The 14,955-nt window shown below is 66.0% G+C and carries 12 protein-coding genes and 2 riboswitches; of the genes, 5 read left to right on the top strand and 7 right to left on the bottom strand.

The features are described from left to right. Window positions 1-3: 3 nt before the first annotated feature. Genes cobM through NCS58_RS18660 form a run of 3 tightly spaced genes read right to left on the bottom strand, consistent with a single transcriptional unit; the run spans window position 4 to window position 2,714 of the window. Entirely contained in the window at window positions 4-729 is a 726-nt protein-coding gene (gene cobM / locus NCS58_RS18650) for a precorrin-4 C(11)-methyltransferase (RefSeq protein ID WP_061115655.1), read from the bottom strand. Next, window positions 726-1,484: a cobalt-precorrin-6A reductase gene (locus tag NCS58_RS18655; RefSeq protein WP_061116050.1), complete on the bottom strand. Its 759-nt coding sequence runs from the start codon at window positions 1,482-1,484 to the stop codon at window positions 726-728. The genes cobM and NCS58_RS18655 overlap by 4 nt, the downstream gene beginning before the upstream one ends. Before the next feature lie 18 nt (window positions 1,485-1,502). Next, on the bottom strand, window positions 1,503-2,714 hold the full coding sequence (locus NCS58_RS18660) for a bifunctional cobalt-precorrin-7 (C(5))-methyltransferase/cobalt-precorrin-6B (C(15))-methyltransferase (RefSeq protein ID WP_061115654.1): 1,212 nt from the start codon (window positions 2,712-2,714) through the stop codon (window positions 1,503-1,505). Between the two features lie 76 nt (window positions 2,715-2,790). After that, window positions 2,791-2,980, top strand: a riboswitch (cobalamin riboswitch). Window positions 2,981-3,013: 33 nt separating this feature from the next. Between NCS58_RS18660 and cobG the strand changes: the two genes are divergently transcribed. From cobG to cobJ, 4 genes are read left to right on the top strand one after another with little or no spacing between them, the layout of a single operon-like run. After that, complete coding sequence (gene cobG / locus NCS58_RS18665) at window positions 3,014-4,309, top strand: precorrin-3B synthase (protein ID WP_250477439.1); 1,296 nt, start codon at window positions 3,014-3,016, stop codon at window positions 4,307-4,309. Further along, the gene (locus NCS58_RS18670) at window positions 4,302-4,928 is read left to right on the top strand and encodes a precorrin-8X methylmutase (RefSeq protein WP_061116048.1); all 627 of its coding nucleotides are present in this window, start codon (window positions 4,302-4,304) and stop codon (window positions 4,926-4,928) included. The genes cobG and NCS58_RS18670 overlap by 8 nt, the downstream gene beginning before the upstream one ends. Then, window positions 4,925-5,653, top strand: coding sequence for a precorrin-2 C(20)-methyltransferase (locus NCS58_RS18675; protein ID WP_061115653.1), 729 nt, complete (start codon window positions 4,925-4,927; stop codon window positions 5,651-5,653). The genes NCS58_RS18670 and NCS58_RS18675 overlap by 4 nt, the downstream gene beginning before the upstream one ends. Beyond that, window positions 5,641-7,293: a precorrin-3B C(17)-methyltransferase gene (gene cobJ, locus NCS58_RS18680; protein WP_061115652.1), complete on the top strand. Its 1,653-nt coding sequence runs from the start codon at window positions 5,641-5,643 to the stop codon at window positions 7,291-7,293. Before NCS58_RS18675 ends, cobJ begins: the two co-directional genes overlap by 13 nt. On the opposite strand, the gene NCS58_RS18685 is transcribed toward cobJ, so the two are convergent. The 4 genes from NCS58_RS18685 to cobW all read right to left on the bottom strand — a co-directional run bounded on the left by NCS58_RS18685 (window position 7,269) and on the right by cobW (window position 13,835). Continuing rightward, window positions 7,269-7,829, bottom strand: coding sequence for a VWA domain-containing protein (locus NCS58_RS18685; protein WP_086960656.1), 561 nt, complete (start codon window positions 7,827-7,829; stop codon window positions 7,269-7,271). The two genes, cobJ and NCS58_RS18685, sit on opposite strands and share 25 nt — an antisense overlap. Window positions 7,830-7,975: 146 nt before the next feature. Next, window positions 7,976-8,971, bottom strand: coding sequence for an ATP-binding protein (locus NCS58_RS18690; protein WP_061115650.1), 996 nt, complete (start codon window positions 8,969-8,971; stop codon window positions 7,976-7,978). Continuing rightward, complete coding sequence (cobN, locus tag NCS58_RS18695; protein ID WP_250477440.1) at window positions 8,968-12,744, bottom strand: cobaltochelatase subunit CobN; 3,777 nt, start codon at window positions 12,742-12,744, stop codon at window positions 8,968-8,970. The genes NCS58_RS18690 and cobN overlap by 4 nt, the downstream gene beginning before the upstream one ends. A 5-nt stretch (window positions 12,745-12,749) precedes the next feature. Further along, window positions 12,750-13,835: a cobalamin biosynthesis protein CobW gene (cobW, locus tag NCS58_RS18700; protein WP_061115648.1), complete on the bottom strand. Its 1,086-nt coding sequence runs from the start codon at window positions 13,833-13,835 to the stop codon at window positions 12,750-12,752. 121 nt (window positions 13,836-13,956) lie between these two features. Beyond that, a riboswitch (cobalamin riboswitch) is annotated at window positions 13,957-14,215 on the bottom strand. Between the two features lie 108 nt (window positions 14,216-14,323). Here cobW and NCS58_RS18705 point away from each other — a divergent pair. Next, on the top strand, window positions 14,324-14,728 hold the full coding sequence (locus NCS58_RS18705) for a cobalamin biosynthesis protein (RefSeq protein ID WP_250477441.1): 405 nt from the start codon (window positions 14,324-14,326) through the stop codon (window positions 14,726-14,728). The last annotated feature ends 227 nt before the right edge of the window (window positions 14,729-14,955 follow it).

Here is a 14,955-nt window from a genome sequence, read left to right on the forward strand (position 1 = left end):
TGATCAGTCCTTCGCGTAGAGCGTCGAATCCGCGAAGCCGTCGGCGGCCAGCACGCGGCCGACGAGAATCATCGCCGTGCGCTCCACGCCCGCCGCACGTACTTTCGACGCAATCTCCGCGAGCGTTCCTTCGATGCGCGTCTCGTCCGGCCAGCTCGCGCGAAACACGACCGCCACCGGACAATCCGCGCCGTAGTGCGGCACCAGGTCCGCGACGATGCGCTCGATATGCCGCACGCCGAGATGGATCGCGAGGGTCGCGCGATGACGTGCGAGATCCGCGAGACTTTCCCCTTCCGGCATCGACGTTTTCGTCGCGTAGCGCGTGAGGATCACGGTCTGCGAGATGCCCGGCAACGTCAGTTCCCGCTTCAGCGCCGCCGCCGATGCCGCCGTCGCCGTCACGCCCGGCACGACTTCGTAGGGAATCGCGAGCGCGTCGAGCCGGCGGATCTGCTCGCCGATCGCGCCGTAGAGCGACGGATCGCCGGAATGCACGCGCGCCACGTCCTGCCCGTTCGCGTGCGCGTCCTGCAACAGCGCGACGATGGCGTCGAGGTCGAGCTCGGCCGTGTCGATGCACTTCGCCGCGCGATGCCCGTCGAGCACGTCCTTCGGCACGAGCGAGCCGGCATAGAGAATCACGGGACACGTGCGGATGAGCCGCTGTCCCTTGACGGTGATGAGTTCGGGATCGCCCGGCCCCGCGCCGATGAAATAGATCGTCATGTTTCCGATGTGTCGATTGAGTCGAGCCAGCGCAGCAGCGCGTCGCGCGCGCTCGCGGCGTCGTCGAACGTTCTGTGCGCGTCCGGCAGCGACGGCCGCGTGAGCATCACGACCGGCAAGCCGCGTTCGCGCGCGACGGCGAGCTTCGCTTCGGTCGCGCGGCCGCCGCTGTTCTTGCTGACGACCACATCGACGCCCGCCGCGTCGAACAGCGCGCGCTCGCCTTCGAGATCGAACGGGCCGCGCGCGTCGATGATCTTCGCGCGTTCGTTGCCCGGATGCGCTTCGAGACAGCGGACCGTCCAGCGCTGCGACGCGGGAATTTCATGCAGATGCGCGAGCGCCTCGCGCCCGAGCGTGAAAAGCGGCCGTTGAAATGCCGCGATACGCGCCACGATTTCGCGCCAGTCGGCGGCATCGCGCCAGTCGTCGCCCGGCTGCGGCTGCCACGCGGGACGTCGCACCGCCCAGAGCGGCACGTCCGCGAGCGCACAGGCGGCGTGCGCGTGACGGCTCATCTGCGCGGCATACGGATGCGTCGCATCGACGACGAGCGCGATGTTCTCCGCGCGCAGATAGCGGGCAAGTCCGTCGATGCCGCCGAAGCCGCCGACGCGCACCGTGCACGTCAGGTCGCCCGGCACGCGCCCGAGGCCCGCGAGACTGTAGACATGCGCGGCGGGCAGTTCGCGCGCGATGGCGAGCGCGTCGCCGGTGCCGCCGAGCAGCAGCACGCGCTTCGAGTTTCCCGGCATTTCCTTACGCATGACTCGTCACGGCTTGCTCGCATGCAACAGCGTGATCGGCAGCGCCTGACGCCACGTATCGAAGCTGCCGAGCGGCTCCGCCTGCGCGACACCGATGCGCGTCAGCTCGCCGCCATGCCGCCCGCGCCATTCGACGAGCGCCGCCTCGCTTTGCAGCGTCACTGCATTGGCGACGAGCCGCCCGCCCTGACGCAGGCGCGCCCAGCACGCATCGAGCACGCCCGGCACCGTCAATCCCCCGCCGATGAATACGGCGTCAGGCGCGGGCAGGCCGTCGAGCGCGTCGGGCGCCTCGCCCTTCACGAGCTGCAGCGCGGGCACGCCGAGCGCGTCGCGGTTGTGCTCGATGAGACGCTGCCGGCTTTCGTTCGCTTCGATCGCAATCGCGCGGCACGCGCCATGCGCGCGCATCCATTCGATACCGATCGAGCCGCAACCCGCGCCGACATCCCACAAGAGTTCGCCCGGTTGCGGCGCGAGGCGCGCGAGCGTCACGGCACGCACGTCGCGCTTCGTGAGCTGGCCGTCGTGACGATAAGCGTCGTCGGGCAGGCCCGGCGTGAGCGGCGGACCCGCGTGCCCGGCGTGCGTGCGGCATTCGATCGCGACGAGATTGAGCGCGGCGACGAGGGGCTCGCGCCAGTCGTCGGCACGTTCGTCGATGCGGCGCTCCTCGTCCCCGCCCAGATGCTCGAAGACGGTCATGCGGCTCGCGCCGAAGCCATGCGCGGTCAGGAGCGCGGCCACGGCGGCGGGCGTCGCGCCGTCGGCGCTCAGCACGAGCAGACGCACGCCGCGATGCAGGCTCGCGAGCAGCGACGCGACCGGCCGCCCGACAAGCGATACGCACACGGCATCCTGCAGCGCCCAGTGCAAACGCGCCGCCGCGAACGACAGCGACGACGGCGCGGGAATGACGCGCATTTCGCCGTTGGCGACTTCACGCGCGAGCGTCGCGCCGACGCCAAAGCACATCGGATCGCCGCTCGCGAGCACGCATATGCGGGTCTTGCCGTCGCCGCGTCCGGCGAGCACGGCGTCGAGTGAAAAGGGTTTAGGCCACGGCACACGGCTCGCGGCAATGCGCGCCGGCAGCAACGCGAGATGGCGCTCGCCGCCGTGAATCGACTGGGCGTCGAGCAGCGCGCGGCGCGCGACGCGGGACAGGCCGTGCCAGCCATCTTCGCCGATCCCTACCACGGTCAGCCAGTTCGACATGCGCGGCCTCCTTCATGCGATTTGGAATGCGCTTCGGGCGGCGGCCCTGAAGCGCCTGGATGGTCGATAAAAGCGGGCATAATACAGGTCCGTCGGTGCCCGGAGTCGAAGAGACCCAGGGCCTAAGAGGGAACACAGAAAACTGTGGCTGCCCCCGCAATTGTACGCAGCGAGTCCGCGCTCCACTGCCACTGGTTTCTACCGGGAAGGCCGGCGCGAATGAAGACCTGCCAGCCAAGAGACCTGCCGACTCACCGCATTCGCGCGACGCCGACCGGGCGGGGTGTACCGGTTCGCTCATGACGCGCGAAGCCCAACGGGTCACGCTTTTGACTTCATTCGACCGCTCATCGCTCACGACCGCGCCGCGCGCTTTTGCGTGCCCGGGCCTGATGCGCATCGTGCCCGCGCGGGACGGCGGCCTCGCGCGCCTGCGACTGGCGGGCGGCGTGTCGAGCGCGCACGCGGCGCGGGCCGTTGCGCGGGCGGCGCGCGAATGCGGCTCCGGCGTGATCGAGGTGACCAATCGCGCGAATCTGCAGTTGCGCGGCATCCGCGACGACGCCCACGCCGCGCTGATCGACATTGCGCTCGAGGCGGGCCTCGGCCCCTCGACGGCCGGCGCCGACGACATCCGCAACGTGATGCTCAGTCCGCTCGCGAGCGACGACACGCGCGCGCTCGCCGATCGGATCATCGACGCGATGCAGGCCGACGCATCGCTTCATGCGCTCTCGCCCAAGTTCGCGCTGCAACTCGATGCCGGCGAGCGCCTCGCGATGCTCGATCATCCACACGACCTGTGGCTTTGCGCAATCGACGATGGCGCGCGCTTCGCGTTCGGCTTCGCGGGCACGATGCGGCAGCGTCCGTCCGGCGCGATTCATCGCAGCGATGTGGTGACGTTCGTGTCGGGCGTGCTGCGCAGGTTTCTCGCGCTGGCCACGCCAGAAGAGCATCGTATGCGCGATCTGCTCGCGCGTATCGGCGTCGCGCGCTTTCTCGAAGCATTCGATGTCGATGCAGCCGTTCAGAACTGGCGACGCGGACCCGCCGATGCATCGCTGCGCCTCGGCGCCCACGCGGAGCCGTTTCGCGCGACGTGGTACGCAGGCGCGCAAACACCCCTCGGACGCCTCGACGCGACCACGCTCGAAGCCCTCGCCGATATCGCCGACACGCAAGCCGAAGGCCGCCTGACGATGACGCCGTGGCAAAGCGTGCTGATACCCGGCATCGCTGCGCATGACGCGCATGACGTACTGCAGCGCCTTCACGCGCTCGGCCTTGCGATCGACCCGCGCGAACCGCTCGCGCGCCTCATCGCGTGCGCGGGCTCCGAAGGCTGCGCGAAAAGCCGCGCCGACACCAAAGCGGACGCGCATCGCCTCGCTTCGCTTCTGCCTTCGGATGAAGGCGAAGTGCATCTGAGCGGCTGCGAGCGTTCGTGCGCGGCGGCGCATCCGGTCCCGGTGACGCTCTATGCAGTCGCGCCGGGGCGCTATGACCTACATCGCGGCGCACGAACCGTTGCGCACGATCTGACCATCGAAGAGGCGGCCGGACGGCTCGCCCGGAGCCATGCCGATGCCTGACTACATCCGCGACGGAGCGGAGATTTATCGCCAGTCCTTTGCGACGATCCGCGCCGAAGCCGACCTCGCCGCCATTCCCGCCGATCTTGAAAAGCTCGCGGTGCGCCTGATCCATGCGTGCGGCATGGTCGATATCGTGAGCGATCTGCGCTTCTCTTGCGGTGCGGGCATCGCCGGCCGACGCGCGCTCGCAACCGGCGCGCCGATCCTGTGCGATGCGCGCATGGTCGCCGAAGGCATCACGCGCGCGCGGCTTCCCGCCGATAACCGTGTCGTCTGCACGTTGAGCGATCCATCGGTTCCCGAACGCGCCCGCGCGATGAACAACACGCGCTCGGCCGCCGCGCTCGAGTTGTGGCGGCCGCATCTCGAAGGCGCGATCGTGGCGATCGGCAATGCGCCCACCGCGCTCTTTCATCTGCTCGACATGCTCGATGCCGGCGCACCGAAACCCGCGCTCATCCTGGGCTTTCCGGTCGGTTTCATCGGCGCGGCGGAATCCAAGGCGATGCTCGCCGCCGATAGCCGCGGCGTGCCCTTCGTCGCCCTGCTCGGCCGCCGCGGCGGCAGCGCGATGGCGGCAGCGGCGGCGAACGCACTTGCTTCGGAGGCCGAATGATGCGCGGGCATCTCTTTGGATTGGGCGTCGGCCCGGGCGATCCCGAGCTGATCACGCTGAAGGCGCTGCGCTTGCTCAAGTCAGCTCCCGTAGTCGCTTATTTCGTCGCGAAGGGCAAGAAGGGCAATGCGTTCGGCATCATCGAATCGCATCTCGACGATACGCAGACGCGGCTGCCGCTCGTCTATCCGGTGACGACCGAGGCGCTCGAACCGCCGCTCTGCTACGAGACGATCATCAGCGCGTTCTACGACGAAGCCGCGCTCACGATCTCCGGTCATCTCGAAGCCGGGCGCGATGTCGCGGTGATCTGCGAAGGCGATCCGTTCTTCTACGGCTCGTACATGTATCTGCACGACCGTCTCGCCGGACGCTTCGATGCGCATGTGGTGCCCGGCGTATGCTCGATGCTCGGCGGCGTCGCGGTGCTGGGCGTGCCGCTCGTGTATCGCAACCAGAGTCTCTCGGTGCTGTCGGGCGTGTTGCCGGAAGACGATCTGAAGCGCCGTCTCGAAGCGGCGGACGCGGCCGTCATCATGAAGCTCGGCCGCAACTTCGAGAAGGTGCGGCGCGTTCTCAGCGAGCTCGGACTCGATGAACGCGCGCTATACGTCGAGCGCGCGACGATGGCCAATCAACGCATCGTGCCGCTCGATGAAGTCGATCCGATGGCGTCGCCGTATTTCTCGCTGCTCGTCGTGCCGGGGAAGAAATGGCGCGCGTGAGCTCTTCCATGCCGATGGCGATCGTCGTGCTCGGTGCGGGGGCGCTCGACACGGCGCGGCGCATTCAGGCGAAATTCCAGCAATCGCGCGTGCATGGCCTCGCCCGCCGCGTGAACGCGGACATCGCGTATGACGACTTCGGGGCGCACGTGCGCGCGCTGTATGCATCGGGCACGCCGGTCGTCGCGCTGTGCTCGGCGGGCATCGTGATTCGCGCGCTCGCGTCATCTCTTGCCGACAAGGGCGCCGAACCACCCGTGCTCGCCGTTGCACAGGATGGCAGCGCGGTCGTCCCGCTGCTCGGCGGCATGAGCGGCGTGAACGTGCTGGCGCGCGAAATCGGCACTGCGCTCGGTGTCGCGCCCGCGATCACGACGAGCGGCGAACTGCGCTTCGGTCAATGTCTGCTCGCGCCGCCCGAAGGTTACGCCCTCGCGGATATCGAGCAAGGCAAGCGCTTCGTGTCCGGTCTGCTCGCGGGCGACGCCACGCGCATCGAAGGCCACGCGCCCTGGCTCGACGATGCCGACCTGCCCCGCGCCGACCATGCGCGTTTTGCCGTGCGCATCACGCCCTTCGCTGCGCACGATGATGACAATCTCGTGATCCATCCGCGTTGCGTGCTCGCGTGGATCGGGCATGTATCGCCCGATGACGATGTCGCTGAACGCATGCGTGCGGTCATGCGCGCGCAGGGACTATCGCCGCTTGCGCTCGCGGCCCTGGCAGCGCCTGTGCGTTACATGACGACGCGATCACTGGAAGACGCCGCGCATGCCTTGAATGTGCCCCTGCGCTTTTGCGATGCCGCGCCATTCGACGCCGGCGATGCGCCGCGCATCGCATTGCACGTAAGCGATGCGCCCATCGACGCGCAATCGATCGGGCGTGCGCGCGGCACGCTGACCGTGATCGGACTCGGCCCCGGCAGCGCGGAACTGATGACGCCGGCCGCACGCGCCGCGCTCGTCGCAGCGCAAGACGTGCTCGGCTACGAAACCTATGTGCGCATGGCTGGTCCTTTCCGTGACGATCAGCGCGTGCACATGACCGACAACCGCGAGGAACTGCAACGCGCGCGTCACGCCTTCGAACTGGCGAGCGAGGGACGGCGCGTGGTCGTGGTGTCATCGGGCGATCCGGGCGTCTTCGCGATGGCCGCCGCCGTGCTCGAAGCACTGGACGAAGGCCACGCGGCGCATCCCGAATGGAGCGCGGTGAAACTCGCCATCGTGCCGGGCGTGTCGGCATCGCTCGCGACCGCCGCGCGTGCAGGCGCGCCGCTGGGCCACGATTTCTGCGTGCTGTCGCTGTCGGATAACCTGAAGCCGTGGAGCGTGATCGAGAAACGCATCGCGCATGCGGGCGAAGCCGATCTCGTGATGGCGTTCTATAACCCGCTGTCGAAAGCGCGGCCGTGGCAATTCGATCGTGCGATCGGCATCGTGAAGCGTTATCGCGATCCGCACACGCCCGTCGTGCTGGGAAGAGACATCGGACGCCCGGCTGAAGCGTTGCGCGTCGTCACGCTTGGCGAACTGAAAAGCGAACTCGTCGATATGCGGACGATGGTGATCGTCGGTTCATCGACCACGCGTGTAGTCGGTGATTGGGTCTATACGCCGCGATGGTATGAGTAATCATCGCCTTCGCTCAGCGCATCGGCGGTGATGTATCGTGCGCCCCAGTCATGCGCGAGTGCCTTGCCGCGTCCGGCTGGAATCGAACCCTCTTCGAAATCGACGACGACGATCTCATCCGCCGACGCCGGCGCCTGCGGCTTTTCATTCGTGCGCCCGTCGGTCAGCACCCACAACCAGCGCCGTTGCGACGGTCTTTGTCTTGCCGCGCGTTCGAGCACCGTGGCGGCGCTCGCCAACCCGAGCGTAAGCGGCGTGCCGCCACCGCCGCCGATCGGCGCGACCCAGCGTTCATTGAACCAATGCGCCACGCCCGGCTGCCGACGCACTTCGGCACGCCCGCCGCCGAAGCACACGAGCGCGATCTTCGCGCGCTCGCGATAGGCCCGATCGAACAACGCAACGAGCATGCCTTTCGCGCGCGCAAGCCGCTCGCCCGCGAGCATCGAGCCGGAGCAATCGAGGAGAAAGCAATGCAGCACCGCGCCCTCGCCCTGCGTGCGTCGATAGCGAAGATGCCGCGCCTCGAAACGCATCGACCGCTTCGCGCGCAACGTGGACAGCCAGTCGATCGACGCGCTCGCGTCACCCTCGCGCCCAGCGTAGCGGCCTTTCGTGCGCGATTCGTTCCATCGAGGGCGACGCCCTGCGTCGAGGGCATCCGCGTCTCGCCTTCGATGGATCAGGCTTTTTTTGCGGCGAGCGACCTCACTTCCTTGACCTTCGCGGTTCCGGCCGGCTCCGGCGGCATGTAGCCCCAGTCGGATTCCGCCGCGCTCGCATCCCGCGGCGCGGGTTCACGTCCGGCCGGTTCGCGTGAAGGCGATCCGGCTTCTCGCCGGCGATGCTTCAACACCGCATCGGCGACACGCTCGACATGCGTTACGGCCACGTTCGCTGCATTCTCCAACGCGGCCAGCGCCCGCGCCGCGCGCAGCATCACGATGTCCGCACGCAAGCCGTCCACATGCGCCTCGATGCAAAGCTCGCTCACGCGCGCATGAACCGCATCGTCGAAATCGAATTGCGTGAGCGCCGCGCGCGCCGCATGAATGCGCTCGGCCAGCGACGCCTGTTCGGTCGCGTGCCGCGCGCGAAACGCATCGGGATCGGTATCGAATGCAAGCCGCGACTTGACGATGCGCTGCCGCACGAGCGCATCGAAGCAATTGCTCATCTCCACAGCCAGACCAAAACGATCCAGCAGTTGCGGGCGCAACTCGCCCTCTTCCGGATTCATCGTGCCGATCAGCACGAAGCGCGCGTCATGCCGGTGCGAAATGCCATCGCGTTCGACGATGTTGACGCCGCTCGCCGCGACATCGAGCAACTGATCGACGAGCGGATTCGGCAGAAGATTCACTTCATCGACATACAGCACGCCGAGATGCGCCTTCGCGAGCAGGCCGGGCGAAAACTTCACGCCGCCGTCACGCAATGCGCTTTGAATGTCGAGCGTGCCGATCAACTGCTCTTCGCTTGCGCCGAGCGGCAAGGTCACGAGCTTTCCCTCGGGCAACAGTTCCGCGAGTGCGCGCGCCGCCGTGGATTTTGCCGTGCCGCGCGGCCCGCTGACGAGCACGCCGCCGATCGAGGGATCGACTGCCGCAAGCAAAAGCGCTTGCTGCAAGGGCGCTTGTGCGACTAACGCGGTGAAGGGAAAAGTGAGCGGGTTCAATTGTGTCGGCCCTCGATGCTTTGTTCGACATCGAGCAGATGCCGTTCTATCTGCTCGCGGTAGCCGGCGGGTTCCTGCCACAGGCCGCGTTGCATCGCTTCGAGCAGGCGCTCGCAGATCGATTGCAGCGCGTGCGGATTGTGTCGCGTGATGAAGTCGCGCGTGTCGGCGTCGTTCACATAGGCGTCGGTGACGAGCGCGTATTGATGATCCGACACGACGCGCGCGGTGGCGTCGTAGCCGAAAAGATAATCGACGGTTGCGGCGAGTTCGGATGCGCCCTTGTAGCCATGCCGCTTCACGCCATCGATCCACTTCGGATTGACGACGCGCGAACGCACCACCCGCGCGATCTCTTCGTTCAATGTGCGCACGCGCGGCGCGGCGGGATTGCTGTGATCCGCGTTATACGCCTGCGGCTGCAAGCCCGATAAATAACGCACGGCCGCGACCATGCCGCCCTGAAACTGATGATAGTCGTTCGAGTCGAGCAGATCGTGTTCGCGGTTGTCCTGATTCTGCAGGACGACATCGAGCGTCGAAAGCCGCGTGCCGAAGGTCGCGCGCGCTTCGACGCCATCGCCCGTCTGCGAATACGCGTAACCGCCCGTGCTTTGATAAGCCGCGGAAAGATCCGCGTCGGATTGCCATTGTCTTGCGTCGATCAGTTCCTGCAAACCCGCGCCATAGGCCCCCGGCTTCGTGCTGAAAACGCGCCAGCCCGCGCGCCGCCGCGCTTCCTTGCCTTCGATGCCGCGTGCGATCAATTCGTCGCGTTCGCGCAGGATGCGCGCGCGGATCGGGTTGACGTCGTCGGTCTCGTCGTCGAGCTCGGCTACGGCCTGCACGGCGGCATCGAAGAGATGGATGAGGTTCGCGAACGCATCGCGGAAAAAGCCCGATACGCGCAGCGTCACGTCGATGCGCGGCCGGTTGAAGATCGATATCGGCAGAACCTCGAAGTCGGTCACACGATGGCTGCCCGCCGCCCATTTCGGCCGCACGCCAATCAGCGCGAACGCCTGCGCGATATCGTCGCCGCCGGTGCGCATCGTTGCCGTGCCCCACACCGACAAGCCGATCGCGCGCGGAAAATCGCCGTGATCCTGCACATGACGCTCGACCAGCGCGTTCGCCGACTTGAGCCCGAGCGACCAGGCCGCTTGCGTCGGCAATGCGCGTGTATCGACGGAATAGAAGTTGCGGCCCGTGGGCAGGACATCGGGCCTGCCGCGCGATGGCGAACCGCTCGGACCCGGCGGCACGAAACGCCCCTCGAGGCCGCGCTTGAGTTGCAAAAGCTCTTGCGGGCCGCATGCGTCGAGGCGTGCGAGCACGTCGCCGCGCAAGCGTTCGAGCACGAGCGATGTATGCGAACCGGGCGCGGCGGCATCGTCAGTTGACAATAGTTGCGTCGCTAACGATTCGAGGCGTTCGCGCGTATCGCCCTGATGACGCCACGGCGCATCGTTCACTTCGACGAGCGCGCGCGGGCGCGGCCCGCTCCACGGCGCCGCCCAGTCGGCGTCGAGCGGATCGAAGTGATCGGGCAGTTGCAGATCGCGCGCGATCGCCGTGATGAGGCTCGCGTTCGCGCCCTGTCCATCGCCGATCGGAAAGCGGCCGAGCGCGAGCAACGTGTCGCGGCGCTGCACGCCTTGCGGCGATACGCCGAACACGTGCAGCCCGTCGCGAATCTGCGCTTCCTTCAACTCGCACAGATACGCATCGGCGCGCGTGAGCAAGGCGTCTTCGCTCGTGACGTCGCGTGGCGCATCGAGGCCAAGTTCTTCGTGCAACCTGTTCTCGACGATGGTCGCGAGGATCGACTTGCGCAACAGCTTCGCGCGGCGCGCATCGACCATCAGCGCTTCGTAGTATTCGTCGACCTGACGCTCCAGATCCTGCAACGGCCCGTAGTTCTCGGCGCGCGTGAGCGGCGGCATCAGATGATCGATAATTACGGCCTGCGCGCGGCGCTTCGCCTGACTGCCTTCGCCCGGATCGTTCACGATGAACGGATAAAGATGCGGCATCGGTCCGAGGATCGCATCGGGCCAGCACGACGACGACAACGCGATGCTCTTGCCCGGCAGCCATTCGAGATTGCCATGCTTGCCGACATGCACGAGCGCATCCACCTGAAAGCGCAGACGCAACCAGAAATAGAACGCGAGATACGAATGCGGCGGAACGAGTTCGGCGTCGTGATAGCTCGCGTAATCGTTGCGTTCGCGCGAACGCGAAGGCTGAATCCCCACGAAGACTTCGCCGCAACGATAGCCCGAGATCATGAAGCGGCCGCGTCTCACCGTAGGGTCGTCTTCGGGCGCGCCCCAGGTCTTTTCCAGCGCGGCGCGCGCATCGGCGGGCAGCGTGCGGTACGCATCGAGATATTCATCGACCGAAAGACTTTGCAGCGCGGGCCGCAAGTCGCGCACGATGGGATCGTTCGTGACGCCTTCGGTCAGCGCGGCGATGAGCGCATCGCCAGTCTCTGGAATGTCGCCCACGCGATAGCCTTCGCGCGCGAGCATCGACAGAATGCCGATGGTCGATGCGGGCGTGTCGAGTCCCACGCCGTTGCCGATGCGCCCTTCGCTTGCCGGATAGTTCGCGAGCACGAGCGCGATGCGCTTCTGCGCGTTCGGCGTCTGGCGCAGCCTGCACCAGCGGCGGCTCAGTTCGGCGACGAAGCGCACGCGTTCCGCATCGGCCTGATAGCGCACCACGTCCACCTGCGTATGCTTGCAGTAATAAGCGAGTCCCTTGAAACTGATCGCGCGCGTGATGATGCGGCCATCGACTTCGGGCAGCGCCACATGCATCGCGACGTCGCGCGAGTTCAGGCCGTGATTGTCCTTTTGCCAGTCGTCGCGATTGCCGCCGCTCAGGATGACCTGGAGCACAGGCGCATCGCCCGCGACTTCGAACGTTTCGTCTTGCCCGATCACGCTCGCGGCGAAGGCCGTCGTATTCAACACGAGCGATGCGCGATGCTCCGCGCATAAACGTTCGACGACTTCGCGGCTCACGCTTTCCTTCAGCGATGAAATTGCGATCGGCAGCGGATTCATGCCTTCTTTCTCGAGCGCTTCGATGAGCGCATCGAACACGGCGGTATTGCCCGACTGCAAGTGCGCGCGATAGAACAGGATCGCGGCGACGGGTGCGCCTTCTGTCCATCGTGCCTGCCAGTCTTCGATGGCGGCGGTATCGCGTTCGGGATGATAGATCGCGACCGCGGGCAGCGGCCTCGGCGGTTGCGGTTCGCGCCCGAAACCGAACGCGCGATGCGCAATCGAGCGCAGGAATTCTTCCGCATTGCGCGCGCCGCCTTCGCGTAGATAGCGCGACAGCTCGCGGCAAAACTCCGCATCCGCCGTGCTCTTGCCGATGAGATTCGGATCCTCCGTGAGATCGCCTGAAAACATAGCGAGCATCTGTTGCTCTTGCTTCGCGAGCGCGACGAGCCGCTCGATGCCATAGGGCCAATACGATTCGCCGCCGAGGTGATCGACGATCACGACCCTCGCGTGACGCAACACGTCGTCGACATAGAAATCGACCGATGCCGGCTGGCGTAAAAACGATTGATTCGCGAGCCGCACGTCGGGAAAGCCCGCTTCGAGTCGCGGAAAGACGCTCGCGAGCAACGCAAGCGTCGTGTCGGCGGAACTGAGCACCACGATCGGCGCACGTGTCTGCTCGATGCGCATGACGCCTTGCGCATCGTCGACGAAGCCTCCCGGTGTCGTGCGAAGCAGATGCATGGCTGTTACGCCTGCACGGAGGCGCTTGCGAGCGCCGCGTCGAAGGCACGTTGCAGCGCGTCGCGATCGAGGTCTTCGCCGATCAGCACGAAGCGGCTTTGCGTCTTCGCTTCATCGGCTTGCCACCGGCGATCGAAATAGCTGTCGAAACGACGTCCTACGCCCTGCACGACGAGCCGCATCGCCGCGCCCGGCAATGCCGCGAAACCCTTCACGCGATAGATCGTGTGATGCTCGACGAGCGTGTGCAACGCCGCGATGGCCTGCTCGCGGGATTCGACCCTGCCATGAACGACGACCGAATCGAACGCGTCATGATGATGATCGGCATGGCCTTCTTCGTCGGGCGAGCCGTGATGATCGTGCCGCAGATGGATCGTTTCTTCCGATGCAGCTCCGAGGCCGAGCAGCGTATGCACGTCGAGCCTGCCCATTTGCGCGGGCACGATCTTCACTTCGGGCGGGATCTCGGGGCGCACGAGCGCTTCGACTTTGTGCAGCGCTGCCTCGTCCATGAGGTCGGTCTTGTTCACGATGACGAGATCCGCCGACGAAAGCTGATCTTCGAACAACTCATGCAACGGCGATTCGTGATCGAGATTCGGATCGGCCTTGCGCTGCGCATCGACGGCGACGGGGTTCGACGCGAACTGGCCGCTTGCGGCAGCGGGGCCATCGACCACGGTGACGACCGCATCGACCGTGAACGCGTTCTTGATCGACGGCCAGTTGAACGCCTGCACGAGCGGCTTCGGCAACGCAAGACCCGATGTTTCGATCAGCACGTGATCGATGCCATCGCGCCGCTCGACGAGCTGCTCCATCACCGGATAGAACTCTTCCTGCACGGTGCAGCACAGGCAACCATTTGCGAGTTCATACAGATTGCGGTCTTTTGAGCCGGCTTCGTCGTCGCAGCCGATGCCGCAACCCTTCAGGATTTCCCCGTCGATGCCGAGCTCGCCGAACTCGTTGACGATGACCGCGATGCGCTTTCCTTTCGCGTTGGACAGGATATGGCGCATCAGTGTGGTCTTGCCGCTGCCGAGAAAGCCGGTCACGACCGTGACGGGGATCTTGCGGGTTTGCATCGTAGCTCCGTGGCTTCGTATGCGTGCGCTTCGTGTCGCGCGATGCGTGGCAACGCTGCGGCATGAAAAAGGAAAGCACACGCTTGAATGAACATGGGCCGCGCCGCATCCCCGCGACAGCGATCCTCCGTGAAAGTCTGGCCGGTATCCGGGCTGACGACCGCGCCGCTTCGCCTTCCCGCGCGTTACTACGCGCAGTGGCCTCGAAGCCGGCTTCCCGATCGTGCGATGAAAACATCGCGCGCGCGGGGAATCGCTTACCGTTGCGGGGGCAGCGCAGGTTGACGTCCGCTCGATCGGTCGAAAGGAACGTGTCCTGCTTCCCGTTTAACTGCGCACGAGAGAATCCGCGCGCGAGCACCAAAACTGCGTGAAAGTCTAGGCCCGGCGCGCGCGAGCGTCAAGAAATGACGCCGCTCGCGCGGTGTCATAATGTCGGCCCACGCAGCGCACTCTCGTCATTCACCATGAAATCTTCGATCGTTCGCATGAATGTGCCTGCAATCATGCGGCTCGCCGTCGGCATCGGCTGCAGGCGCGACACGAGCGCCGATGCGATCGAACATGCGGTGCGCGTCGCGCTGGGCACGCTCGAATTCGGCGACATCGCGATCGTCGCGAGCATCGATGCGAAGCGAAACGAAGCGGGCTTGCTCGCTTTCTGCGCACGTCATGGCCTGCCGCTGCGCTTTTATACCGCCGATGAGATCGCGCGCACGCCTCGCACGGCGATGTCACATCACGCGGCGAAACATATGAACGTCGATGGCGTATGCGAGCCATGCGCGCTGCTTGCAGGCAACGCGCACACGCTCATCGTGCCAAAGACGATCGGTTGCGGCGTAACTGTCGCGGTCGCAATGGCGCATGAACCCGATGCGAACGGAACATGAACACCGGTTTGGCCGTGGTGCGCGGGCGCGCCGTTTCGGCGAGCGGCTTTGCAACGGGTGGCTTGAACTTATCGCGGCAAAGCCAGACGAGAACGGCCAGCGCCACGAGTTCCAGATAGAGATAGAGCGCGTCCATTTCCTTGCTCCTGAAGTCGGTGATTGCGTGACTGCATGATGCCCACCGTCTGTTAGCGCAGAATTAAGCCGAAAACGCGGCCGCTGCTGAT

The sequence above is a fragment of the Caballeronia sp. INML3B genome (assembly GCF_023631305.1).
Lineage (GTDB): Bacteria > Pseudomonadota > Gammaproteobacteria > Burkholderiales > Burkholderiaceae > Caballeronia > Caballeronia turbans.